The organism is Arsenicicoccus piscis (genome assembly GCF_022568835.1).
Taxonomy (GTDB): domain Bacteria; phylum Actinomycetota; class Actinomycetes; order Actinomycetales; family Dermatophilaceae; genus Arsenicicoccus; species Arsenicicoccus piscis.
Genome location: NZ_JAKZHV010000002.1, coordinates 356,074 through 381,295, shown reverse-complemented (window position 1 = coordinate 381,295; position 25,222 = coordinate 356,074). Strand labels below are relative to the sequence as shown.

Genomic DNA, 25,222 nt, shown 5'->3' with positions numbered 1-25,222 from the left:
TTCTCCCCGTGGCTACCCAGTTCCCCCGTCCGAGCCACCGGGAGCCGGTCACCCTGGCTGACGTCGCCGCGGCGCTCGGGGTCGCGCCGGTCGAGCAGGCCGGCGCCGACACCCGGGTCAGCGGGCTCACCCACGACTCGCGCCAGGTCCAGCCCGGTGACCTCTACGCCGCCCTGCCGGGTGCGCGGGTGCACGGCGCGGCGTTCGGGACGGCTGCGGCGCGCGACGGTGCCGTCGCGGTCCTGACCGACCAGACCGGTGCCGACCAGCTCGCCGACGCCGGGGTCGCTCTACCGGTGCTCGTCGTAGACGACCCCCGAGCCGCGATGGGCCACGCCGCCGCGGTCGTCTATGCCGATCCCGCCCGCCGCGAGGACCTGTCGGTCCTCGGCATCACCGGCACCAACGGCAAGACGACCACGGCCTACCTGCTGGACTCCGCGCTGCGCGAGCTCGGCGAGACGACCGGCATCATCGGCACCATCGAGACCCGCATCGGCGACGACCGGATCAAGAGCTCACGCACCACGCCGGAGTCCTCGGACCTGCACGCCCTGCTCGCCGTGATGGCCGAGCGCGGCGTCACGACGTGCACGATGGAGGTCTCCAGCCACGCCCTGTCCCTGCACCGGGTCGACGGGGTCCGCTTCGACGTCGTGGCGTTCTTGAACCTCTCCCAGGACCACCTGGACTTCTACGGCACGATGGAGGACTACTTCGCCGCGAAGGCCACCCTGCTCGACCCGGCCCTCGCTCGGGTGGGCGTGGTGGTCGTCGACGACGAGTGGGGTCGCCGGCTCGCCCGCGAGACCGCGCTGCCGATCGTCACGCTGTCCTCGACCGGCGCGGACGCCGACTGGCAGCTGCAGCGCCCGGCGCCCGGCCAGGTCCGGCTCGCCCGCACCGACGGCGACGCCGCCGTCTCGTTCGCCTCACCGCTGCCGGGGGAGTTCAACGACCTCAACGCGGCCGTCGCCGTGCTCATGCTCCACGAGCGTGGCGTAGACCTCGAGCGTGCGGCTCGTGCGGTCGCTCGCGACCCGCACGTGCCCGGTCGGATGGAGCGGGTCTGGCCCGTCGGTCGGATGGACGACGCGGCCGGTGGCGCGTCGGACGGCGCGGACGACGCGCAGACCGGTGACGCGTCAGGCCCGCTGGTGGTGGTGGACTTCGCGCACACGCCGGACGCCGTGGCGATGGCGCTGGACGCGGTGCGCCCCGAGACGCAGGCGCGCGGCGGCCGGGTGATCGCGGTGCTCGGCGCCGGCGGCGACCGCGACCGCGGCAAGCGGCCCGGCATGGGCCGAGCCCTCGCCGAGCACGCCGACCTGTCCTTCGTCACGGACGACAACCCGCGCAGCGAGGACCCGGCCGACATCCGCTCGGCGATGCTCGCCGGCGTCCCCGAGGCGCTGGTGGATCGGGTGCGCGAGGTGCCCGGTCGGGCCGCGGCGATCGACGCGGCCGTCGAAGCGGCACAGCCGCAGGACACCCTGATCGTCCTCGGCAAGGGCCACGAGTCCGGCCAGGAGATCGCCGGCACCGTCCACCCGTTCCTCGACCGCGACGTCGTCCTCGAGGCTCTGCGGTCCCGCTCCGTGCCCTCGTCGCCCTCGACGCCCTCGGCGCCCTCGACGCGCCCGACGTCCTCGACCTCCCTGGAAGGCACCTCGTGATCGCCCTCACCCTGGCCCAGCTGGCCGACGCCACCGGAGCCACCGTCCACGGCTGTGCCGACCCCGACGCCGTGCTCGTCGACGGCCCGGTCGTGACGGACTCCCGCGCGTGCGGGCCTGGGTCGCTCTACGTGGCGCGGGTGGGGGAGCACGCCGACGGGCACGACTACGCGCCGGCAGCGGTGGCCGCCGGGGCGGTGGCGGTGCTCGGGTCCCGCCCGGTCGACGGCGTGCCGACCCTGGTGAGCGAGGACGTGCAGACCGCCTTCGGCGACCTGGCGCGAGCCGTGCTGCTCGCCCGCCGGGCGCAGGGGACGCCGCTCACCGTGCTTGCCATCACGGGCTCGTCGGGCAAGACGTCGACCAAGGACCTGCTGGCCGGGGTGCTCGCCGGCTCCGGCGAGACGGTCGCCCCGGTCGAGTCGCTCAACGGCGAGATCGGGGTTCCGCTCACCATCTGCCGGGTCGAGGACTCCACCCGCTACCTGATCCTCGAGATGGGGGCGCGCGGCATCGGCCACATCGACTACCTGACCGCGATGGCACCGCCGGACGTCTCGATGGTGCTCAACGTGGGCACGGCGCACGTGGGGGAGTTCGGCTCGCGCGCCAACATCGCGCTGGCCAAGTCCGAGCTCGTGACCGCCCTCGCTCCGAGCGGGCTGGCCGTGCTCAACGCCGACGACATTGCGGTCCGGGCGATGGCCGCCCGCACGGCCGCGCGAGTGGTCTTCTTCGGGATGGGACCGGTGGCGGACAAGGCCGTCGCGGACAAGGCCGTGGCGGACGCGGACGCCGACCAGGCCGCCACGGACGAGACCCGCACCGACGAGACCCGCGCCGGCCTGCCGCGGCGCAGCGAGCTCGTGCGCGCCACCGACGTCGTCCTGGACGACTCCGGCCGCCCCTCGTTCACCCTCGTCCACCCTCACGGTGAGGTCGAGGTTCACCTGGAGCTGCGCGGCGTCCACCAGGTCTCCAACGCGCTCGCCGTCGCGGCCGCGGCCCTCGAGCTCGGCATCGCGCCCGAGGCCGTCGCCGAGCGGCTGGCCGAGGCCCGTCCGGTGTCCCGCTGGCGGATGGAGGTCAGCGAGCGCGCCGACGGCGTGACGGTCGTCAACGACGCCTACAACGCCAACCCCGACTCGATGGCCGCCGCGCTCTCGGCGCTGTCGACAATGGGCCGCGCCGGCCGCCGGACCTGGGCGGTGCTCGGCAGCATGCTCGAGCTGGGGGCCGACTCGGACGCCGAGCACGCGACCGTCGGGGCGCTGGCGATCGATCGCGGGGTAGACCGGCTGCTCGCCGTGGGCGAGGGGGCCAAGGCGCTGCGCGAAGGGGCCTTCAACCGGGCCGTGGAGCTGCGGCAGCAGGCTGGATCTGAGGTCGAGATCGAGGGTTTCGTGCGCTGGGTCCCCGACGCCGACACCGCCGAATCGATGCTGCGCGCCGAGCTCGCGCCGGGTGACATCGTGTTGTTCAAGTCGAGCCGAGACGCGGGTCTACGCTGGCTCGGAGAGCGGGTCGCGCAGGCGGCCGACACCCCTGCCCCTACGTCCCCCCAGACCGCCCCTACGTTCCCCAAGGAGGCGCGCCCGTGAAGGCGGTCCTCATCGCCGCGGCGTTCTCGCTGATCGTCGGTCTCTTCGGGACCCCGATGTTCATCAAGTTCCTCGTGCACCGCGGCTACGGCCAGTTCATCCGCGACGACGGACCGACCTCCCACCACACCAAGCGCGGCACCCCGACGATGGGCGGTGCGGTCATCATCGCGGCCGCGGTCTCCGCGTACGCCGTCGCCCACCTGGTCACCTGGTCCCCGCCCTCCATCTCGGGGCTGCTGGTGCTTTTCCTGATGTCCGGGCTCGGGCTCGTGGGGTTCCTCGACGACTACATCAAGATCTCGCGCCAGCGCAGCCTGGGCCTGCGCTCGATGCAGAAGCTCGCCGGTCAGGGGCTCGTGGCGCTGATCTTCTCGGTGCTCGTCCTGGAGTTCCCCAACCGCTCCAACATCACGCCGGCCTCCACGGCCATCTCGACCGTGCGCGACACCGTCATCGACGTGCCGCAGTCCTGGCCCGCCTGGGTCGGGCTGCTGCTCTTCCTGCTCTGGGCCAACCTGATCATCGCAGGCACCAGCAACGGCGTGAACCTCACCGACGGCCTCGACGGCCTCGCCACGGGGGCGAGCACGATGGTGTTCGCCGCCTACGTCATCATCGGCACCTGGCAGACCAACCAGAGCTGTCTGGTGTCGCCGGGCGCCCGCTGCTACGAGGTGCGCGACCCACGTGACCTGGCCGTCGTCGCCGCCTGCCTGATGGGGGCCTGCTTCGGTTTCCTCTGGTGGAACGGCTCGCCCGCCAAGATTTTCATGGGTGACACCGGCTCGCTCGCGCTCGGCGGCGGTCTCGCCGGCCTGGCCATCTGCACCCGCACCGAGCTGCTCGTCGTCGTGCTCGGGGGCCTGTTCGTCATCGAGGCGCTGTCGGTCATGATCCAGGTCGGCTTCTTCAAGGCCACCGGCAAACGCGTCTTCCGGATGGCCCCGCTGCACCACCACTTCGAGCTGGTCGGGTGGAACGAGGTCACCGTCGTCATTCGGTTCTGGATCATCGCGGGGCTGTGCGTCGCGCTCGGTCTTGGGTTGTTCTACGGAGAGTGGGTGGTGGGCTCATGAGCGACCGCCCCCTGGACGATGCCGCACGCGGCGACGCTCCACGAGCCGACGCCTACGAGCCGCGCCCCGGCCTGACCCACCGCGACGCCGACTGGGCCGGCCTGAACGTCCTCGTCGCCGGCCTCGGCGTCTCGGGGTTCGCCGCGGCCGTCGCCCTCGCCGAGCGCGATGCGCACGTCATCGCCGTCGACGCCTCCGACGAGCCGAGCGCGGAGGCGACCGACCGCGACCGGGTCCTCGCCATCCTCGAGGCCGACGTCCGTCGCGGCGCCGCCCACACGCTCGCGCTCCCCGACGACCGTCCCGTAGACCTCGTGGTCACCTCCCCGGGGTGGCGTCCCGACCAGCCCCTGCTGGCCGAGGCGGCCGCCCGCGGCATCCCGGTCTGGGGCGAGGTGGAGCTGGCCTGGCGGATGCGCGCCGAGACCGGCGCCGCGCCCTGGCTCACCGTCACGGGCACCAACGGCAAGACGACCACCGTCACGATGCTGGCCTCGATCCTGCAGGCCAGCGGCCTGCGGGCGGCGGCCGTCGGCAACGTCGGCACCCCGATCATCGAGGCGGTGCTCGACCCGGCCGGGTTCGACGTGCTCGCCGTCGAGCTGTCCAGCTTCCAGCTGCACTGGTCGCGGTCCATCTCGCCCGTCGCGTCGGTGTGCCTCAACGTCGCCCCCGACCACCTGGACTGGCACGGCTCGGAGCTGGAGTACCACCGGGCCAAGGGCAAGGTCTACGACAACACGCAGGTGGCCTGCCTCTACAACGTCGAGGACCCGACCACCGAGCTGATGGTCATGGAGGCCGACGTGGTCGAGGGCTGCCGCGCGGTGGGCTTCACCCTCGGGGTGCCGGCCGTCAGCATGCTCGGCGTGGTCGACGAGGTGCTCGCCGACCGCGCGTTCATCGCCCAGCGGCACGACTCGGCGGCCGAGCTCGGCACCCTCGCCGACCTGCGCGGCGACGCCCCCTCGGTGGCGCCGCACTACGTCGCCAACGCGCTGGCCGCCGCCGGCCTCGCCCGGGCGTTCGGGGTCGGCCCGCTCGCCGTGCGCGAGGGGTTGCGGGCCTATCGCCCCGAGAAGCACCGCATCGCCGAGGTCGCGACGATCTCGGGGGTGCGTTACGTCGACGACTCCAAGGCGACCAACGCGCACGCCGCAGCCGCCTCGCTGCGGGCCTTCGACCCGGTGGTGTGGATCGCCGGCGGCCTGCTCAAGGGCGCCGACGTGGATGACCTGGTCCGTGAGGCCGCGCCGCGGCTGCGCGGCGTGGTGCTGCTCGGGCGCGACCGGGCGCAGATCGCCGACGCCCTCGCCCGACACGCGCCCGACGTCCCCGTGGTCGACGTCGCCAGCACCGACACTGATGCCATGACGGAGGTCGTCGCGGCGGCCACGGCCCTCGCCCAGCCGGGCGACGTCGTGCTGCTCGCCCCGGCTGCGGCCTCCATGGACATGTTCGCCAACTACGGCGCGCGTGGCGACGCCTTCGCGAAGGCCGTCCGCGCACAGCAGGGACCGACCGAAGGAGCCTGACATGACGACCTCGTCCGGCGCTGCGCGACCCGGCGCACGCGCCTCTCGGGGCCGTGCCGGCGCGTCCGTCCCGAAGCCCGACCACCCCGACGACCCGACCCTCGTCGGGCGCCTCAACGCCCTCCTCGAGCGCATCGAGACGCCGCTCACGACCTATCACCTGCTGCTGTCGACGACCATCGCGCTGACGGTCTTCGGCCTGGTCATGGTCATGTCGGCGGCGAGCATCCGCACCTACACGGTCTTCTTCGCCCAGCTGAGGTTCGCGCTCATCGGTGCGGTGCTCGCGTTCGTCGCCTCGCGCATCCCGACCCTGTGGTGGAAGCGAATGGCGCTGCCCGCGCTGCTGCTCGCCATCGCGCTGCAGGCGCTCACCCACGTCCCAGGCCTCGGCGTCACCGTCAACGGCAACCGCAACTGGATCCGCATCGGCGGCCAGCAGCTGCAGCCCTCGGAGTTCGCCAAGCTTGCCATCATCGTCTTCGGCGCTGCGGTGCTCGCGCGCAAGCGGCACGTCATCGGACAGTTCTGGCACGCGCTGATCCCGTTGGTCTTCCCGGCCGCCATCGTGCTGCTCGGCCTGCAGCTGCTCGGCAGCGACCTCGGCACCGGCATGGTCCTGCTCGCCATCGTCGCCGGCATGCTCTTCGCCGCCGGCGTGTCCTCACGGTTGTTCGTCGCGGCTGGTGCGCTCGGCGCCGCGGCGGTCGCCGTCATGACGCTCAGTTCCGGCAACCGGATGGGCCGCATCACGGCCTGGGCCGGCGACAGCTGCGCCACCAACCTGGACCTGTGCCGGCAGGTGATGAACGGCCACTACGCCCTCGCCGACGGCGGCTGGTGGGGCCTCGGCCCGGGCGCGAGCCGGGAGAAGTGGGGCTGGCTGCCCGAGTCCACCAACGACTTCATCCTGGCGATCATCGGCGAGGAGTTCGGCCTGCCGGGCACCTTGCTGGTGCTGGCCCTCATCGCCCTGCTCTGCTTCGCGTGCTACCGCCTCGTGCGCCGCTCCGACGACTTCTTTGTGCGCATCTGCGCCGCCGGGGTGATGACCTGGCTGATCGTCCAGTCCGCCATCAACATCGGCGCGGTCACCGGCCTGCTGCCCGTCATCGGGGTCCCGCTGCCGCTGATCTCCTCCGGCGGCACGGCCATCATCTCCACCCTGATGGCGCTCGGCATGCTGATGTCCTTCGCCCGGCACGAGCCGGGCGCCCAGGCGGCGCTCACCCGTCGGCGCCGACCCCCGCGTCGTACCCTTGCCGTCATGTCCCGCCGGAGGTCCACCCCGTGAGCACCCGTCCCCGCTCCGTCGTGCTGGCAGGTGGGGGGACGGCCGGTCACGTGTCCCCGCTGCTGGCCCTCGCCGACGCCCTGCGTCGCCGCGACCCCGAGGTCGACATCGCTGTCCTCGGCACCGCCGCCGGGCTGGAGGCCCGGCTGGTGCCCGAGCGCGGCTACGAGCTGCACACCATCCCCAAGGTCGCGATGCCGCGGCGCCCGGACACGGCCCTCATCCGGCTCCCCGGGTCGCTGCGCGGAGCCGTCGACGCGGCCGGCGCCGTCATCGATGCGCAGCGGGCCGACGTGGTCGTCGGCTTCGGCGGCTACGTGTCGACGCCCGCCTACCTCGCGGCGCGCCGGCGGCGGGTGCCGATCGTCGTCCACGAGCAGAACACCCGGCCCGGCCTCGCCAACCGGGTCGGCGCGCGGCTCACGCCGTTCGTCGCCACGACCTTCTCCTCGACCCAGCTGGCGCACGCCCGCTTCCTCGGCATGCCGATGCGCACCGAGATCACCGGGCTGGACCGGGCCGCGCGCCGCGACGAGGCGATGACCGCGTTCGGCCTCTCCGGCGCCTGGCCGACGGTCCTGGTCACGGGGGGGTCGCTCGGCGCGGCCCGGCTCAACGGCGCGTTCGAGCGCCGGGTGCGTGAGCTCTCCGACGCCGGCATCCAGGTCCTGCACGTCACCGGCCGCGGCAAGGCCTTCGACCCGGTAGACCTCGGCACGGGTGCGCCCTACGTCGTGCGTGAGTACGTCGACCGGATGGACCTCGCCTACGCCGCAGCCGATCTGGTCGTCTCCCGCGCGGGGGCCGGCATGGTGTGCGAGCTGACCGCCGTCGGGCTGCCCGCGATCTACGTGCCGCTGCCGATCGGCAACGGCGAGCAGCGGTTCAACGTCACCGACGTCGTCGGCGCGGGCGGGGGGCTGGTCGTCGACGACCAGGCGCTCACCCCGCAGTGGATCAGCGAGGTGCTCGTGCCGCTCGTCCACGACCGCGACCGGCTCGCCGCGATGGCGACGGCGGCCGCCTCCGTGGGGCACCGCGACGGCGACGAACGGCTCGCCGACCTGGTCGAGGAGGCCGCGGCGAGCGCCACCCGACCCGGGGGAGGGGCCCGATGAGCGGGCTGCCGGCCACCCGGTTCGACTTCGAGGGCCCGGTCCCGTCGGCCGACGAGCTGGGTCGCGTCCACCTCATCGCCATCGGCGGGGCCGGCGTGTCCGGTGTGGCCCGGCTGCTGCTCGCCCGCGGCCTCGCCGTGTCGGGCTCGGACGCCAAGGACTCGCCGCTGCTCGACGCGCTGCGCGCCGAGGGTGCCACGGTGCACGTGGGTCACGACCCGGTCTACCTCGACGGCGTGGACACCGTCGTCGTCTCGTCGGCCATCCGCGAGGACAACGTCGAGCTCGCCCACGCCCGCGCGCTCGGGCTGCCCGTGCTGCACCGCTCGCAGGCCCTGGCCGCTGCCACGCAGGGGCAGCGGGTCGCCGCGGTCGCCGGGGCCAACGGCAAGACCACGACGACGTCCATGCTCACGGTCGCCCTGCAGGGCTGCGGGGTCGACCCGTCCTTCGCGATCGGCGGCGAGCTCGCGAAGGCGGCGACCAACGCCCACGGCGGCAGCGGCCCGGACTTCGTGGTCGAGGCCGACGAGTCCGACGGCTCCTTCCTCGTCTATCACCCCACCGTCGCCGTCGTCACCAACGTCCAGCCCGACCACCTCGACCACTACGGCACGTTCGAGCAGGTCAAGGCCGCCTACCTCGCTTTCGCGCGGAGCATCCGCCCGGGTGGGCTGCTGGTCGCGTGCGCGGACGACGCGGGCTCGCGCGAGCTGGCCGAGCGGGCGCGGGCGGACGGTCTACGCGTGCTCACCTACGGCGAGGCCGAGGACGCCGACGTGCGGGTGAGCGACATCCGCAGCGCCGGGTTCGCGGTCATCGCCACGCTGCACGAGCAGGGGGAGCCCGACCGCACGCTGACCGTCGCGATCCCGGGCACGCACAACGCCCTGAACGCCACCGCGGCTTTCCTCGCCGCGACGCGCGGGCTCGGCTACGCCGCGGCGGACGTGCTCGCCGGCCTCGCCGACTACTCCGGCACCCGTCGCCGCTTCGAGCTCAAGGGGGTGGCCGACGGCGTCACGGTCGTCGACGACTACGCCCACAACGCCGGCAAGGTGCGCGCCGTCGTGTCGACGGCGCGGGCCCTGGTGGACGACCCGCACCGGCTGATCGTGATCTTCCAGCCGCACCTGTACTCCCGCACCGCCGACTTCGCCCGCGAGCTGGGGGAGGGGCTGGCGCCGGCCGACGAGGTGCTCGTCATGGACATCTACGCCGCTCGTGAGGATCCCATCCCGGGGGTCACCGGCGAGCTGGTCGCGCAGGCCGTGGCCGACGCCCCCGGCTTCTCGGCACACGTCCAGTACGTCCCCACCGCGGCCGAGGCCGCCGAGCAGACCGTAGCCCTCGCCCGTCCCGGCGACCTGGTCCTCACCGTCGGCGCGGGAGACGTCACCGGTCTCGGCCCGCAGCTGCTGGCGCTGCTCGGGCAGCGCGAGCAGGGGCAGGAGCAGGGGGCCGAGCACGGGCAGGAGCGGCAGCGCCCGTGAGCTCGCGCAGCACCACCCGCGACCGCGTCGTCGCGAGCTCGGCCGAGCGTTTCGCCCGCCGCGCCCGCGTCGCCCGTCGTCGACCCTGGCTGCTCGCCCTCGTCGGGCTGCTGGTCGCACTGCTGGCCGCCGCCGCGGTGTGGCTCGTGTGGTTCTCGCCCGTGCTCGCCGTCAAGAACGTCGTCGTCGAGGGGGTGAGCGACCCGGTGGCCACCCAGGTGCGCGACCAGGCCGCCATCCCGCTCGGCGTCCCGCTGGCCCGGGCCGACCTCGCCGGTGCTGGACGCCGGGTGGTCTCGAGCTCGACGGCCGTCGAGTCCGTGACCGTCAGCCGGCGCTGGCCGACGACGGTGGTGGTCGAGGTCGTGCCTCGGGTGCCGGTGCTGGCCGTGCGCACCGCGTCGGGGCTGCGGCTCGTGGACGCGCGCGGGGTGATCTACGCCGACGCACCGGCGAAGCCCACGGTGCCCGTGGTCCAGTCCAGCGCGGCCGAACCCTCCAGCGAGTCGCTGCGCGCCGTCGTCACGATGGCGGCCGCGCTCCCCGAGGGGCTGCGCAAGCAGCTGGCCGACGTGCGGGTCGCCGACGACGGGCAGGTGTCCTGCCAGCTCGGTGCGACCCGGGTGATCTGGGGCGACGAGACTCAACCCCAGCTCAAGGTCAAGGTCATCCAGGCGCTGCTGCCGAAGAAGCCCGCGACCATCAACGTCGTCTCTCCCACGACCCCGGCGACGAGCTGACCGGCGCAAACCCTGCACCTCGACTCGAGGTCTACCCCGCACGGGCGGCTTTCACGGCCTCGACCCCACCCTCGCCCGAGGCCTGGTCGCACGACACGCCCAACACGCCGGGCGCGATCTTGCTGCGTGCTTCCCTGGTGCCTTACTTTGGGAGTCGACACGATAACGGAACGATAACTCTCACCTAGAGGCTTAGGGTTCCCGCGTCACCCGCCCCGCAAGGCACCGGACTTTTTCCTAGGAGAGGCACTCCCCATCGTGGCTGCACCACAGAACTACCTGGCCGTCATCAAGGTCGTCGGCATCGGCGGCGGCGGTGTCAACGCCATCAACCGGATGATCGAGGTCGGCCTCAAGGGCGTCGAGTTCATCGCCATCAACACCGACGCGCAGGCGCTGCTCATGAGCGACGCCGACGTCAAGCTCGACGTGGGCCGCGAGCTGACCCGGGGCCTCGGCGCCGGCGCCGACCCTGAGGTCGGCAAGAAGGCCGCCGAGGACCACGCGGAGGAGATCGAGGAGGTCCTCAAGGGGGCCGACATGGTCTTCGTCACCGCCGGCGAGGGCGGCGGCACCGGCACCGGCGGTGCGCCCGTCGTGGCCCGCATCGCCAAGGGCATCGGCGCCCTCACCATCGGTGTGGTCACCCGCCCGTTCACCTTCGAGGGTCGCCGCCGCGCCAACCAGGCCGAGTCCGGCATCGGCAACCTGCGCGAGGAGGTCGACACCCTCATCGTCATCCCCAACGACCGGCTGCTGTCGATCAGCGACCGCTCGGTGTCCATGCTCGACGCGTTCCGCAGCGCGGACCAGGTCCTGCTCTCCGGTGTCCAGGGCATCACCGACCTAATCACCACGCCGGGTCTGATCAACCTCGACTTCGCGGACGTGAAGTCGGTCATGCAGGGCGCGGGCTCGGCCCTCATGGGCATCGGCTCGGCCCGCGGCGAGGACCGCGCGGTGCAGGCGGCCGAGCAGGCCATCAGCAGCCCGCTGCTCGAGGCCAGCATCGACGGCGCTTACGGCGTGCTGCTGTCCATCCAGGGTGGCTCGGACCTCGGTCTGTTCGAGATCAACGAGGCCGCTCGGCTGGTGCAGGAGGCCGCGCACCCCGAGGCCAACATCATCTTCGGCTCGGTCATCGACGATGCCCTCGGCGACGAGGTGCGGGTCACCGTCATCGCGGCGGGCTTCGACGGCGGCATGCCGCAGCGGCGCACCGACGAGGCTCCGGTCCAGGTGCCCCGCCAGGCCGCCCCGCAGCAGTCCCGCCCCGCGCCCCAGCAGCCGGCGCGCCAGAGCGCCCCGGCCCCGCAGCAGTCGTTCGCCCCGTCCCAGCCGGCCCCGGCCACGCTCACCCCGGCTCAGCCCGCCGGCCAGCGTCTTGGTCAGCAGGGCCAGCAGGGTCAGCAGGACCTGATGGGCCAGGGTGTGTCCGGCGGCCAGCACGGTGCCCAGCAGGCCGGTGCCGGCCAGTCGGGTCAGCAGGGTGGCCAGCAGGGCTCGCAGCAGTCGGGTTCTCAGGGTAGCCAGCAGGGTGGTCAGGGCGCGCAGCAGCCCGCCGCCCCCGCGGCCCCGGTCCAGCGCCCCCCGCGCACGGTGACCTTCGACAACGACGACGACCTGGACGTCCCCGACTTCCTCAAGTAGTCCGTCGCAGCACTCCCGATGCCCCCACGCCGTCCGGCTGGGGGCATCGTGCGTCCCGGCGTGGCTACGGTAGACCCTGTGTTCTGGTGGACGAGCGAACGAGACGGCCTGCGCCGAGCCTTCACCGACGGCCTCGGGGGAGCGAGCCGAGGGGGGTACGCGCTGGCCGCCGGCGAGGACGACCGCGCGGCCGCTGCCGGTGGCCTCAACCTCGGCGGCCACGTGGGCGACGACCCGCAGGCCGTGCACGCCAACCGGGCGGCGCTGGCCGCCGAGCTGGGCGTGCCCGCGCAGCGGCTGGTCTTCGCCAACCAGGTGCACGGCCGTGACGTCGCGGTGGTCGACGGGCCCTGGTCCGGGCCGGTGCCCGACGTCGACGCCCTCGTGACCACACAGACCGGGCTCGCGCTCGGCGTCCTGGTGGCCGACTGCACACCCGTCCTGCTCGCCGATCCCGAGGCGGGGGTGATCGGTGCGGCGCACGCGGGGCGCCCCGGCATGATGGCCGGGGTGGTCGAGGCCGTCGTCACGGCGATGCGAGACCTCGGCGCCCGCCGGCTCGAGGCGACGGTCGGCCCGTCGGTGTGCGGCCGGTGCTACGAGGTGCCGGCCGAGCTGCGCGACCAGGCGGCGGCCGTGACGCCCGAGTCGGCGGCCCGCACCTGGGTGGGCACGCCGGCGATCGACGTGGCCACCGGTGTCGTGGCCCAGCTCGACGCGCTCGGCGTCGCCGTCGACTGGGTCCCCGGCTGCAGCGTGGAGCAGGCCGGTCGGCTCTACTCCTATCGCCGGGACGGGCAGACGGGCCGGTTCGCCGGTGTGATCGTGCGCGAGGCGCAGGCATGACCGACCGTGGACCGGAGTCGGCCGACCAGAGTCACGGCGACGAGGCGCGGACTGCCCAGCTGCGGGACGCGCTGGCCGCGGTGCGCGAGCGGATCGCGCGCGCGGCGCACGCGGCCGGCCGGTCCGAGGAGGACCTCACCCTCGTCGCCGTCACCAAGTTCTTCCCCGCGAGCGACGTGGCCGCGCTGGTCGCGCTCGGCGTCCGGGACATCGGCGAGAGCCGCGACCAGGAGGCGGGTGACAAGCTCGCCGAGCTGGCCGAGATCACGTCCGAGCGCCCGACCGTGCACTTCGTCGGCCAGCTGCAGACCAACAAGGCCGGGCACGTCGCGGGCTACGCCGACGTCGTCCAGTCCGTAGACCGGGTCCGTCTGGTCCGTGCCCTCGACCGGGCTCTCGACTCAGCCACCACCGACGCCGACCGCCGGCTCGCCGTCCTGCTCCAGGTCGACCTCGACCAGCCGGTGGACCTCGACCAGCCGTCCGGCACCGACCGCCGACCTGGCCCCGCCGCTGGAGCGGCCCGAGGTGGCTGCCGACCGGACGACCTCGCCGCCCTGGCGGACGCGGTGGCCGGCGCGGACCACCTCGACCTGCGCGGCCTGATGGCCGTCGCGCCCCGCGACGGTGACCCGGCGGAGGCGTTCGCCCGGCTGCACGAGCTGTCCCAGCGGCTGCGGGCGGACCACCCCGAGGCCACCTGGGTGTCGGCCGGGATGAGCGGGGACCTGGAGCAGGCGGTGGCGGCCGGAGCGACACACCTGCGTGTCGGCTCGGCAATCCTCGGAGCCCGTCCGCCCGCGGGCTAGCCTGGACTCGACTGAACGACGCCGGTCGTGCCCGCGACCGGGGTGTGGCCCGCAGCCGAACGAGCCCGCAACAAGGAGATCGACAACGATGGCTGGAGCGCTTCGCAAGACCATGGTCTACCTCGGTCTGGCCGATGACGAGGAGCACGACGGTTACGACTCCTACGACGCCGCGGACCGCCGGGCGACGTCGGAGCAGGGCGGGTCGACCGGCACGCACGCCGAGACCCCGCGCCGCCACGTCCACGCCGTCGACGACCGCTCCGAGCGGGGCACCCACTCCTCGGCCACCGAGCGGCACGCCGAGGTCTCCCACCTGCCGCAGCGCACGCCCGTCGCGCGCGTCGTCCGTGACCCGGAGGTCGGACCGTTGAACCGCATCACCACGATCCACCCCCGCACCTACAACGAGGCCAAGACGATCGGTGAGTCCTTCCGCGAGGGCACCCCGGTGATCATGAACCTCTCCGAGATGGCCGACGACGACGCGAAGCGCCTCGTCGACTTCGCCGCCGGCCTGGTCTTCGGGCTGTCCGGGTCGATCGAGCGGGTGACCAGCAAGGTCTTCCTGCTGTCGCCGGCCACGGTCGAGGTCTCCACCGAGTCCGCGGACGCCCCGCAGGCCGCCAAGGGCTTCTTCAACCAGAGCTGAGCGCGAGCGGCCCACGGCGCGGAACCTCCCGTGGGTCCGCGCCGTTGTCGTTGTCGTAGCGATCCCGCCACCCACCGTCTCGTCTCGCCAAGGGAGTTCGTGCCGTGCGCGCCATCCTGCTCAACCTGCTCTGGCTCTTCTGGGTCTTCCTCATGGCTCGGCTCGTCCTCAGCTACGTCCAGATGTTCGCCCGCGACTGGCGCCCCCGTGGCGTCCTGCTGGTGCTGGCCGAAGGGATCTACACCGTCACCGATCCGCCGCTCAAGGCTCTACGCAAAGTGATCCCACCCATCCGCCTGGGTGCCATCTCGCTCGACACCTCGTTCCTGGTGCTCTTTGTCATCGTGGTGGTGCTCATGCAGGTGATCGCGTCGGTGTAGGTTGCTGCGAGGAGAGCGTGCGCCCTGCGCGGCCACGCTCTCGGCTCGGCTACTGTTGGTGAGCACAATTCCGTTTGACGTGAGGTGAATCCATGGCGCTTACGCCTGAGGACGTGCTGAAGAAGAGCTTTGGCGCGACGCAATTTCGTCGTGGTTACGACGAGCGCGAGGTCGATGACTTCCTCGACGAGGTGGTCAGCGAGCTGCGTGACCTCGTCGCGGAGCGCGACGACTACAAGCGCAAGTACGAAGACTGTGCGCGCGCCAAGGGCGTGACGCCGGTCCCCTCCGACAAGGGTGCGTCGGCCAAGGCTGCGGCCGACAAGGAGCGCGCGGCCGGCGACGAGATCGCCTCGCTGCGCCGCCAGCTGCTCGAGAGCGAGGAGCGCGCCGCGCAGGGTGCCACCAACGGCAAGGGTCAGTCCGAGGCGCTCGTCAAGGCTCAGGCCGAGGCGCGCACGGCCCGCGAGGAGCTCGCCCGGGCCCAGGACGAGCTGGCCCGGGTCAAGGCCGAGGCCGGCGAGCGGTCCGCGACCGCCACCTCGGGTGCTCCGGCCGCCGCCGCGGGTGCGGCCGGTGCCGCCGGCCTGCTCGAGATGGCGCAGCGCCTGCACGACGAGCACATCGCCAAGGGCCAGGCCGAGCACGACCGGCTGATCAGCGAGGCGACGACCCAGCGCGACGAGCTCGTCGCCGAGGGCACCAGCAAGCGGGCGCAGCTGCTCAGCGAGGCCCAGCAGCGGCACGACCAGCTGATCGCCGAGGGCCAGCAGCGCCACAAGACGCTGATCAGCGAGGCCACCCAGCAGCACGAGACGCTGCTCGCCGAGGCCAACAAGCAGCGCGAGTCCATCCTCGCGAACCTGCAGGCCGAGACCGGCTCCCTGGAGAAGCGCGTCGCGTCGCTGCGCGGCTTCGAGGAGCGCTACCGGCACAACATCGCCGAGTTCATCGAGGGTCAGCTGCGCGAGGTGCGCGAGACCCCGAGCCTGGCCCCGGACGAGCAGTAGACCACCTCGCTCACGGCCCGCTCGACGTGCCCAGGGGCGCTCCGGCCGACCGGCCGGGCGCCCCTTCGGCATGAGTGCTCGTCTTTCGCGTCGAGTCGGACTGCCGCGAAGGCGGGGATGGGGCTACTGTGTCCACTCTCGCGCCGTGCGGTGGACCGCCCGGGGCGACTCCGGTCGACGCAGCCTGCGCGGCCACTTCGAGACTGCGAGGACGACATGGCCGTGAAGCAGGGGACGCAGCGCAAGGGTGCCGCAGCGGGCAAGGACGACGGGTCCGACGACTGGAGCGCCGCGGAGATCGCGGAGCACCACGCGCTGCTCGAGGCGGAGCTGGACCGGCTGACCGCCGAGCTCGCCCGCGCCGAGGCGGGGCTGAACGGCCTGATCCGGGACACCCAGGACATGGCCGGCGACGACCAGGCCGACGTGGGGTCCAAGGCGATCGAGCGCGAGCACGAGGTCGCCGTGGCGCAGAACACGCGCGACATGCTCGCCCAGACCAAGCACGCGCTGGACCGGCTCGAGGCCAACCAGCACTCGGTATGCGAGAGCTGCGGGGGCACGATCCCCAAGCTTCGCGTGCAGGCGTTCCCGCGTGCGACGCTATGCGTGACATGCAAAGCGAACCAGAAGAACCGGTGACCGACCGCTCCCTCGAGCCCCGCACCGCAGCACCCTCCACCGACCGTCCTGCCCGAGCCCGCAGCGCGGCGCCGCTGCTCGGTGCCGTCGCGCTGGCGACCTTGGTCGCGGACCAGGCGACCAAGGCCTGGGCCCTCGCGGCCCTCGACCCCGGTCAGCCGATCGACGTGCTCGGCCGCTTCCTGCGGCTGCAGCTGATCGCCAACTCGGGGGCGGCGTTCTCGCTGGCGTCCGGTCAGACCTGGCTGCTCACCCTGATCGCGGTCGTGGTCGGCGGCTTCATCGCCTGGCACGCCCGCACCATCGTCAACCGCACCTGGGCGGTCGGCCTCGGCCTCGTGCTCGGCGGTCTGCTCGGCAACCTCTACGACCGGTTGTTCCGGCCCCCGGCCTTCGCCCAGGGCCATGTCGTGGACTTCCTCAACTACAACGGCTGGTTCATCGGCAACGTCGCCGACATCGCCATCGTGGGTGCGGCGGCCCTGCTGGTGCTGCTCAGCTGGCGGGGCATCAGCTATGACTCCGAGACCGGCCGGACCGGCGTCGAGCGACCCGCTCGGCCGGCAGAAGGGACGTCCCGATGAGCGAGGTCCGCATGCTGCCCGTCCCCGACGGGCTGGTCGGCGAGCGGGTGGACTCCGCCGTCGCCCGCCTCTTCGGCGTCTCCCGTAGCACCGCCGCCGACCTCGCCGCGTCCGGCCGGGTCCAGCTCGACAACGTCGCGGTCGGCAAGTCCGACCGGGTCCGGGCGGGGGCGATGCTCGAGGTCGAGCTGCCGGGTGCCGAGGCCGAGGAGGGACTCGTCGTGGTGGCGCGCGAGGTCCCAGGGCTGCGGGTGGTCTACGACGACAGCGAGATCGTGGTGGTCGACAAGCCGGCCGGCTGCGCCGCGCACCCGAGCCTCGGCTGGGACGGACCCGACGTGGTGTCCGGGCTCGCTGCCGCGGGCTACCGCATCTCCACCTCGGGAGCGGCCGAGCGCCAGGGCATCGTGCAGCGCCTCGACGTGGGCACCTCCGGCCTGATGGTGGTCGCGAAGAGCGAGCGCGCCTACACCCTGCTCAAGGCCGCCTTCCGGGACCGCACGGTCAGCAAGACCTACCACGCGGTGGTGCAGGGGTTGCCCGACCCGATGGTCGGCACCATCGAGTCCCCGATCGGGCGCCACCCCGGCCACGACTGGAAATTCGCGGTGCGCCAGGAGGGTCGGCACTCGGTCACCCACTACGAGGTTCTGGAGGCGATGCGGCACGCCTCGCTGGTCGAGGTGCACCTGGAGACCGGTCGCACCCACCAGATCCGCGTCCACTTCTCGGCGCTGCGCCACCCGTGCGTCGGCGACCCGCTCTACGGCGCGGACCCGACCCTGGCCAAGCGCATCGGCCTGGACCGTCAGTGGCTGCACGCCGTCGAGCTCGGCTTCACCCACCCGGGCTCGGGCGAGTGGGTCACCTTCACCAGCCCCTATCCCGCCGACCTCGAGCACGCCCTGGAGGCGCTGCGGGAGGGGTAGCGCGTCGCGGCACGGGCAGCGCCCGGCCCGGTCCTGCGTGCCGATCGGGGGTCTGTCGGAGGTCGGCTCTAGACTGACCGCGATGTCCGTTCCCTCCGCCTCCGCCGCCAGCCCGAGGTCCTCGTCCTCCGGCAGCTTCGTCCACCTGCACAACCACACCGAGTACTCCATGCTCGACGGCGCAGCCCGCATCGACGACCTGTTCGCCGCGGCTGCCGAGATGGGGATGCCGGCCCTCGCCACGACCGACCACGGCTACCTCTTCGGTGCCTACGAGTTCTGGAAGAAGTCGGCCAAGTTCGGCGTGAAGCCGATCGTCGGCCTGGAGGCCTACGTCACGCCCGGCACGCACCGCACCGACCGCACCCGCGTGCGCTACGGCAACGACCAGACCCGCGGCAGCGACGACGTGTCCGGCTCCGGCGCCTACACGCACATGACGCTGTGGGCGCGCAACAACACCGGCATGCACAACCTGTTCCGGATGGACTCGTTCGCCTCCCTCGACCAGGTCTACGCGAAGTGGCCGCGGCTGGACCGCGAGCTGCTCGAGACCTACCACGAGGGGCTGATCGCGACCACGGGCTGCCCGTCCGGCGAGGTGCAGACCCGGCTGCGGCTGGGGCAGTACGACATCGCGCTCGAGAAGGCCGCCGAGATGCGCGACATCTTCGGCAAGGAGAACTTCTACTGCGAGGTCATGGACCACGGCCTCGACATCGAGAAGCGCATCATGCGCGACCTGCTGCGGCTCGCCAAGGAGCTGGACCTGCCGCTCGTCGCCACCAACGACCTGCACTACACCCGGGCCGAGGACGCCAAGGCGCACTCGGCGCTGCTGTGCGTGCAGTCCGGCTCGACCCTGATGGATCCCGACCGGTTCAAGTTCGACGCCGACCTGTTCTACCTGCGCTCCGCCGAGGAGATGCGCCAGGTGTGGCGCGACTATCCAGAGGCTTGCGACAACACCCTCGCCATCGCCGAGATGTGCGAGATCTCGTTCAGCGAGGGCGAGGGCCGGTTCATGCCGCGCTTCCCCTGCCCGCCCGGCGAGGACGAGACCAGCTGGTTCATCAAGGAGGTCGAGCGCGGCCTCGCGGCCCGGTTCCCCGAGGGGGTGCCCGACTACGCGCGCAAGCAGGCGGCCTATGAGCAGGACGTCATCATCGGCAAGGGCTACCCGGGCTACTTCCTCGTGGTCGCCGACTTCATCAACTGGGCCAAGAACAACGGCATCCGGGTGGGTCCCGGCCGTGGCTCGGGTGCCGGCTCGATGTGCGCCTACGCGATGCGCATCACCGACCTCGACCCGGTGCCGCACGGCCTGATCTTCGAGCGCTTCCTCAACCCCGAGCGTCCCTCGATGCCCGACTTCGACGTCGACTTCGACGAGCGCCGTCGCGGCGAGGTCATCGCCTACGTCACCGAGAAGTACGGCGCCGAGCGCGTCGCGCAGATCGTCACCTACGGCACCATCAAGGCCAAGCAGGCCGTCAAGGACGCCGGTCGGGTGCTCGGCCACCCGTTCGCCGTCGGCGAGAAGCTCACCAAGGCGATGCCGCCCGACGTCATGGGCAAGGGCATCCCGCTGGCCGGCATCTTCGACCCCGCGCACAAGCGCTACGCCGAGGCGGGGGAGTTCCGCGCGCTGCACGACTCGGACCCGGTCGCCAAGGAGGTCGTCGCCACCGCGCTCGGCCTCGAGGGGCTCAAGCGCCAGTGGGGCGTGCACGCGGCGGGCGTCATCATGTCCAGCGAGCCGCTCGTCGACGTCATCCCGATCATGCGCCGGCTGCAGGACGGCCAGGTCATCACCCAGTTCGACTACCCGAGCTGTGAGGCGCTCGGCCTGGTCAAGATGGACTTCCTCGGCCTGCGCAACCTCACGATCCTCGATGACGCCATCAAGAACATCGAGATGAACCGCGGCGAGTCGATCGACCTGGACGCGCTGTCCAAGGACCCGACCGACGCCAAGGCCTACCAGCTGCTGCAGCGCGCCGAGACGCTGGGCGTCTTCCAGCTCGACGGCGGCGGCATGCGCACGCTGCTGCGCCAGATGCAGCCGGACAACTTCGAAGACATCTCGGCGGCGCTCGCGCTCTACCGGCCCGGGCCGATGGGCGCCGGCTCGCACACCAACTACGCGCTGCGCAAGACCGGCAAGCAGCAGGTCACGCCGATCCATCCCGAGCTCGAGGAGCCGCTGAGCGAGATCCTCGAGATGACCCAGGGCCTGATCATCTACCAGGAGCAGGTCCAGCAGATCGCCCAGAAGCTCGCCGGCTACACGCTCGGCAAGGCCGACATGCTGCGCCGCGCGATGGGCAAGAAGAAGAAGGAGGTCCTGGACGCCGAGTTCGTGCCGTTCGAGGCGGGCATGCTCGCCAACGGCTACTCCAAGGCGGCGATCAAGACCCTCTGGGACATCCTCGTCCCCTTCTCGGACTACGCCTTCAACAAGGCGCACACCGCGGCCTACGGACTGGTCTCGTACTGGACGGCCTACCTCAAGGCCAACTACCCGGCCGAGTACATGGCGGCGCTGCTCACCAGCGTGCGGGACGACAAGGACAAGTCCGCGCTCTACCTCAACGAGTGCCGGCACATGGGCATCAAGGTGCTGCCGCCCGACGTCAACGACTCGATCGGCTTCTTCGCCGCGGTCGGGGCCGACATCCGCTTCGGCCTGGAGGCCGTGCGCAACGTCGGCGCCAACGTCGTCGTCGAGATCGTCAAGGCCCGCGAGGAGAAGGGCGCCTACACCTCCTTCCAGGACTTCCTGTCCAAGGTGCCCGCGGTCGTGTGCAACAAGCGCACCATCGAGTCGCTGGTCAAGGCCGGGGCATTCGACTCCCTCGGGGAGTCGAGGCGCGGCCTGGTCGAGGTCCACGAGCGCTACGTCGACGCGCTCGTCGACGTCAAGCGACGCGAGGCCGCCGGTCAGGACTCGCTGTTCGCGGCGTTCGCGATGGGTGACGACGGGGACGCGGGCGGGGCCGATGCCTTCGCCGGCCTGCCGCCGGTGCCGACCACCGAGTGGGACAAGCAGGTCACCTTGCAGCACGAGCGCGAGATGCTCGGGCTCTACGTCTCCGACCACCCGCTGTTCGGCATCGAGCACCTGCTGCACCAGCACGCGGACACCTCGATCGCCTCGCTCAACGGCGAGGACGGTAGACCCGACGGCGCCACGGTGACCATCGCCGGCCTGGTGACCAGCCTGCAGCTCAAGCGCACCAAGAAGGGTGACCTGTGGGCGATCGCCGTCGTCGAGGACCTCGACGGCGCGATCGAGTGCCTGTTCTTCCCCTCGACCTACATGACCGTGCAGACCATGCTGTCGCCGGACACCGTCGTCGTGGTGCGCGGGCGGGTCAACCGCCGCGACGACACCACGTCGATCTACGCGCAGGACCTGATGCTGCCCGACCTGCACGAGGGCCCGCGCGGCCCGGTGGTGCTGACCATGGCGCTGAACCGCGCGACCAACGGTCTGGCCGAGCAGCTCAAGGAGGTCCTGGTCAGCCACCCCGGCACGACCGAGGTGCGGGTGCGGCTCACCCAGCCCGGCCGCTCGGTGCTCATGCGGCTCGAGGACTCCTACCGCGTCGAGGCCACGCCCGCGCTCTTCGGTGACCTCAAGGCGTTGCTCGGTCCCGCGTGCCTCACCGGATGACGCCGCTGCGCGTCGAGGTCGTCGAGGGCACGGACGCCCAGCTGGTGGCTGACCGGCTGCGGGCGCTCGGCGCCGAGTCTGGGCTGTCGGGGTCGGAGTCACCGGGGTCACCGGAGTCGCCAGGCTCGCCGGGGCTCGTCGCCGTCGAGGTCGTCCCGGCCGCCGGGGTGGCTCCGTTGGTGCTGGCTGCCCCCGGGGCGCCGCTGACCGGTGCCGACGTGATGCTGAACTGGGGTCACGGAGCCGGTCGCGACGCGGTCGTCGACCAGCTGTGGCACGAGCGGATCGCGCCGTTCGCCGCCCGGATGTCGGGCCGCACCGGACCCACCCCCATCCCGCCGCGGCTGCTCCCGCACGACCAGGACTGGGGCGTAGCCGCGCACCGTCTGCTGTCCCGCCTGGCTCGCGGCCTGCGCGAGGCGGGCCTGGACCCGGCGCAGGGTGACCGGGCCTGGAGCTACGAGCACATCGGGTCCACGTCGGTCCCGGGTCTGCCGTTCAAGGCCTTCGTCGACCTCCAGGTCGGGGTCGACGACCTGCCCGACCAGGGCGGAGCCCTCGACGAGGTGCTGTGCCGGTGCGGTTACCTGCCCGCGGTCGGGTCCCGGCCGGACTCGCCGGGGGTGGACCGGGACCTGGAGATGTTCCCGGGCGCGTGCGCTCCGGGCGACTACCGCAAGCGACTGTTCTACCGTCCTGACCCGGGTGCACCGTCGATCCTGCACGTGCGTCGCCGCGGGACTCCGTGGCACGACGACACCCGGGCCAATGGCCGAGTGACCCGGGACGACCTCGAGACGGTGCGTCCGCGACGGACCCGCCGGACTGCGCGGGTGCTGCCCGTCGACGCGCAGGGTCGGGTGCTGCTGCTCCACGGGGCCGACCCGGACGACCGGGAGCACCCGTTGTGGTTCAGCCTCGGCGGCGAGATCGACCCGGGTGAGGACCCGGTCACCGCCGCCCTGCGGGAGCTGCGCGAGGAGGTCGGGCTGGTCGCCGACGCCGACAACGTGGTGGTGCTGGGGGAGCAGGCCATCGAGTTCCCTTGGGGCGGCGTGATGTTCGACCAGCAGCAGGTCCTGTGCGCCGTCCGCGTCCGGGCGACCGAGATCGACCTCTCGGGTCAGGACGCGGTGGAGCAGGCGACCATCGACGAGGCTCGGTGGTGGGCGCCGGCGGCGTTGGCCCGGTCCGCCGCCCCGGTCGGTGAGGGGCTGCTGCCCTGGCTGGAGCGCGCCGTCGCGGCCGTGGGTCAGCCGGCGGCGAGCAGCGCGAACGCGAACCCTGGTCAGGTAGCCTCCGGCGGGTGAGCACCTCCAGCCTTCCGACGCCGCCCCGGGCCAAGCGCGTCGAGCACGTCCGCGAGTTCCACGGCGACCGGGTCGTCGACCCCTACGAGTGGTTGCGCGACAAGGACGACCCCGAGGTGATCGCCCACCTCGAGGCCGAGAACGCCTACACCACGGCGCGCACCGAGCACCTCGAAGGGCTGCGGGGCGCGATCTACGACGAGATGGTCGCGCGGGTGCAGCAGACCGACCTCGGGGTGCCGGTCCAGCACGCGGGGTGGTGGTACTACACGCGCATCGCCGAGGGCGAGCAGTACACCCGCGAGTGCCGCGTCGCCGCGCGGCCCGAGCTGCCGCATGGCGGTCGACCGGCGCTCGAGGGCGGTCAGCCGCCCGAGGGCGAGCAGATCCTGGTGGACGGCAACGTGCTCGGCGCGGGCCAGGAGTTCTTCGCGCTCGGCGGCTCCGAGACCACGCACGACGGCACCCGCCTGGCCTACGCCGTAGACCTCGCTGGGGACGAGCGCTACGCCCTCACCGTCACCGACCTCGGGTCGGACGCGACGCGCACCGGCCCGGTGGGTGACGTGGTCGACCAGAGCGTGACCGACATCGGCTACGGCCTGGCCTTCTCCCTCGACGGGCGCTTCGTGTTCTACACCCGCTGGACCGAGTCCTGGCGCCAGCACCAGGTCTGGCGGCACGAGGTCGGCCGCCCGTCCGACGAGGACGTGCTCGTGCACGAGGAGCCGGACGAGCTCTACTGGGTCGGGGTCGGCTCGTCACGCGACGACCGGTGGATCATCATCGTCACCGCCTCCAAGACCACCAGCGAGGTGCGGCTGCTCGACGCCGCTGACCCGACCGGTGAGCCCCGGCTGGTGGCGCCGCGGCGCGAGGGCGTCGAGTACGACGTCGAGCCCGCCGGCGACCGACTGTTCATCGTGCACAACGCCGCCGACGTCGACTACGAGCTCGCCGTCGCGCCGATCGACTCCACCGACCCGGCCGACTGGGTCAACGTCCTCGGGCCCACGCCGGGAGAGCGGATCGTGGGGTGCGACGCGTTCGACGACTTCGCCGTCGTCTCGCTGCGCAGCGGTGGGCTCGCCGGGCTGCGCGTCATCGACCTCACGGCGACGCTGCCGGGTTCCCCGGTCGGCCGGGTGCGCGAGCTCGCCTGGCACGAGCCGCTCTACACGCTCTCGACGGGCAACAACCCCGACCCGGCGTCGACGTCGGTGCAGGTGGTCGTCGAGTCGTTCGTGACGCCGCGATCGGTCTACGACGTGGACCTGTCCGACCTGGCCACGACCGGGGTGGGCGAGTGGACGCTGCTCAAGCAGCAGCAGGTCCTCGGCGGGGTCGACCTCACCCGCTACGTGCAGCGGCGCGAGTGGGCCACCGCCCCCGACGGCACCCTGGTGCCCGTGTCGATCGTGCACCGCCAGGGGGTCGAGCCGGACGGCACCGCACCAGGCCTGCTCTACGGCTACGGCTCCTACGAGCACTGCCTGGACCCGTGGTTCTCGGTGCTGCGGCTGTCGCTGCTCGACCGCGGCTTCGTCCACGCCGTCGCCCACGTGCGCGGTGGCGGCGAGATGGGTCGCCGGTGGTACGACTCGGGCAAGCTGCTGGCCAAGCGCAACACCTTCACCGACTTCATCGCCGCCGCCGACCTGCTCGTCGAGCAGGGCTGGGTCGCACCGGATCGCCTTGCGGCAGAAGGGGCTTCGGCAGGAGGTCTGCTCATGGGCGCCGTCGCGAACCTCGCACCCGACCGCTTCCGGGCGATCCACGCCGGCGTCCCGTTCGTCGACGCGCTCAACACCATCCTCCGACCGGAGCTGCCGCTGACCGTCGGGGAGTGGGAGGAGTGGGGCAACCCGATCGAGGACCCCGAGGTCTACGCCTACATGCGTGGCTACACGCCCTACGAGAACATCGCCCAGCGTCGCTACCCCGCGATCCTCGCCTCGACGTCGCTCAACGACACCCGCGTGTTCTACGTCGAGCCGGCGAAATGGGTTGCGGCACTGCGTGACTCGGTGGTCGACGACCCGGACCGCCCGGTCCTGCTCAAGACCGAGATGGTCGCCGGCCACGGCGGGGTCAGCGGACGCTACGAGTCGTGGAAGCAGGCCGCGTTCGAGCTCGCCTTCCTCATGGACCAGGTCGGCGTCACCGCGTAGACCCTCGGCAGCTATCGTGACCGC

General features: G+C 72.3%; 20 protein-coding genes. All 20 read left to right on the top strand.

Annotated features, from left to right (window positions below; all coding sequences use genetic code 11):
- Positions 1 to 8 precede the first annotated feature (8 nt).
- The 20 genes from MM440_RS04750 to MM440_RS04655 all read left to right on the top strand — a co-directional run bounded on the left by MM440_RS04750 (position 9) and on the right by MM440_RS04655 (position 25,198).
- A complete protein-coding gene (locus tag MM440_RS04750; protein WP_241442876.1) occupies positions 9 to 1,676 on the top strand; it encodes a UDP-N-acetylmuramoyl-L-alanyl-D-glutamate--2,6-diaminopimelate ligase in 1,668 nt (555 codons plus the stop codon).
- Positions 1,673 to 3,277 (top strand): UDP-N-acetylmuramoyl-tripeptide--D-alanyl-D-alanine ligase, encoded by a 1,605-nt coding sequence (locus MM440_RS04745; protein WP_241442874.1) that lies wholly within the window; start codon positions 1,673 to 1,675, stop codon positions 3,275 to 3,277. Before MM440_RS04750 ends, MM440_RS04745 begins: the two co-directional genes overlap by 4 nt.
- The gene (mraY, locus tag MM440_RS04740; protein ID WP_241442872.1) at positions 3,274 to 4,356 is read left to right on the top strand and encodes a phospho-N-acetylmuramoyl-pentapeptide-transferase; all 1,083 of its coding nucleotides are present in this window, start codon (positions 3,274 to 3,276) and stop codon (positions 4,354 to 4,356) included. Before MM440_RS04745 ends, mraY begins: the two co-directional genes overlap by 4 nt.
- The gene (gene murD / locus MM440_RS04735; RefSeq protein ID WP_241442870.1) at positions 4,353 to 5,891 is read left to right on the top strand and encodes a UDP-N-acetylmuramoyl-L-alanine--D-glutamate ligase; all 1,539 of its coding nucleotides are present in this window, start codon (positions 4,353 to 4,355) and stop codon (positions 5,889 to 5,891) included. Before mraY ends, murD begins: the two co-directional genes overlap by 4 nt.
- A gap of 1 nt (position 5,892) precedes the next feature.
- On the top strand, positions 5,893 to 7,185 hold the full coding sequence (locus MM440_RS04730) for a peptidoglycan glycosyltransferase FtsW (RefSeq protein WP_241442850.1): 1,293 nt from the start codon (positions 5,893 to 5,895) through the stop codon (positions 7,183 to 7,185).
- On the top strand, positions 7,182 to 8,303 hold the full coding sequence (gene murG / locus MM440_RS04725; RefSeq protein WP_241442848.1) for an undecaprenyldiphospho-muramoylpentapeptide beta-N-acetylglucosaminyltransferase: 1,122 nt from the start codon (positions 7,182 to 7,184) through the stop codon (positions 8,301 to 8,303). Before MM440_RS04730 ends, murG begins: the two co-directional genes overlap by 4 nt.
- Positions 8,300 to 9,796 (top strand): UDP-N-acetylmuramate--L-alanine ligase, encoded by a 1,497-nt coding sequence (gene murC, locus MM440_RS04720; RefSeq protein ID WP_241442846.1) that lies wholly within the window; start codon positions 8,300 to 8,302, stop codon positions 9,794 to 9,796. Before murG ends, murC begins: the two co-directional genes overlap by 4 nt.
- Positions 9,793 to 10,536: a cell division protein FtsQ/DivIB gene (locus tag MM440_RS04715; RefSeq protein ID WP_241442844.1), complete on the top strand. Its 744-nt coding sequence runs from the start codon at positions 9,793 to 9,795 to the stop codon at positions 10,534 to 10,536. Before murC ends, MM440_RS04715 begins: the two co-directional genes overlap by 4 nt.
- Before the next feature lie 258 nt (positions 10,537 to 10,794).
- Positions 10,795 to 12,186, top strand: coding sequence for a cell division protein FtsZ (gene ftsZ, locus MM440_RS04710; RefSeq protein WP_241442837.1), 1,392 nt, complete (start codon positions 10,795 to 10,797; stop codon positions 12,184 to 12,186).
- A 78-nt stretch (positions 12,187 to 12,264) separates the two neighbouring features.
- Positions 12,265 to 13,032, top strand: a complete 768-nt coding sequence (pgeF, locus tag MM440_RS04705) for a peptidoglycan editing factor PgeF (protein WP_241442835.1) — start codon at positions 12,265 to 12,267, stop codon at positions 13,030 to 13,032.
- Complete coding sequence (locus MM440_RS04700; RefSeq protein ID WP_241442833.1) at positions 13,029 to 13,841, top strand: YggS family pyridoxal phosphate enzyme; 813 nt, start codon at positions 13,029 to 13,031, stop codon at positions 13,839 to 13,841. The genes pgeF and MM440_RS04700 overlap by 4 nt, the downstream gene beginning before the upstream one ends.
- An 88-nt stretch (positions 13,842 to 13,929) precedes the next feature.
- A complete protein-coding gene (locus MM440_RS04695; protein ID WP_241442832.1) occupies positions 13,930 to 14,493 on the top strand; it encodes a cell division protein SepF in 564 nt (187 codons plus the stop codon).
- Between the two features lie 104 nt (positions 14,494 to 14,597).
- Entirely contained in the window at positions 14,598 to 14,873 is a 276-nt protein-coding gene (locus MM440_RS04690; protein WP_284283932.1) for a YggT family protein, read from the top strand.
- Between the two features lie 92 nt (positions 14,874 to 14,965).
- On the top strand, positions 14,966 to 15,883 hold the full coding sequence (locus MM440_RS04685) for a DivIVA domain-containing protein (protein ID WP_241442830.1): 918 nt from the start codon (positions 14,966 to 14,968) through the stop codon (positions 15,881 to 15,883).
- A 216-nt stretch (positions 15,884 to 16,099) separates the two neighbouring features.
- On the top strand, positions 16,100 to 16,525 hold the full coding sequence (locus MM440_RS04680; RefSeq protein ID WP_241442822.1) for a TraR/DksA family transcriptional regulator: 426 nt from the start codon (positions 16,100 to 16,102) through the stop codon (positions 16,523 to 16,525).
- Positions 16,522 to 17,109 (top strand): signal peptidase II, encoded by a 588-nt coding sequence (gene lspA, locus MM440_RS04675; RefSeq protein WP_241442820.1) that lies wholly within the window; start codon positions 16,522 to 16,524, stop codon positions 17,107 to 17,109. Before MM440_RS04680 ends, lspA begins: the two co-directional genes overlap by 4 nt.
- Positions 17,106 to 18,038 (top strand): RluA family pseudouridine synthase, encoded by a 933-nt coding sequence (locus tag MM440_RS04670; protein WP_241442799.1) that lies wholly within the window; start codon positions 17,106 to 17,108, stop codon positions 18,036 to 18,038. Before lspA ends, MM440_RS04670 begins: the two co-directional genes overlap by 4 nt.
- An 82-nt stretch (positions 18,039 to 18,120) precedes the next feature.
- The gene (gene dnaE / locus MM440_RS04665; RefSeq protein WP_241442791.1) at positions 18,121 to 21,717 is read left to right on the top strand and encodes a DNA polymerase III subunit alpha; all 3,597 of its coding nucleotides are present in this window, start codon (positions 18,121 to 18,123) and stop codon (positions 21,715 to 21,717) included.
- Positions 21,714 to 23,027, top strand: a complete 1,314-nt coding sequence (locus MM440_RS04660) for an NUDIX domain-containing protein (RefSeq protein WP_241442789.1) — start codon at positions 21,714 to 21,716, stop codon at positions 23,025 to 23,027. Before dnaE ends, MM440_RS04660 begins: the two co-directional genes overlap by 4 nt.
- Positions 23,024 to 25,198, top strand: coding sequence for a S9 family peptidase (locus tag MM440_RS04655; protein WP_241442787.1), 2,175 nt, complete (start codon positions 23,024 to 23,026; stop codon positions 25,196 to 25,198). The genes MM440_RS04660 and MM440_RS04655 overlap by 4 nt, the downstream gene beginning before the upstream one ends.
- Positions 25,199 to 25,222 lie beyond the last annotated feature (24 nt).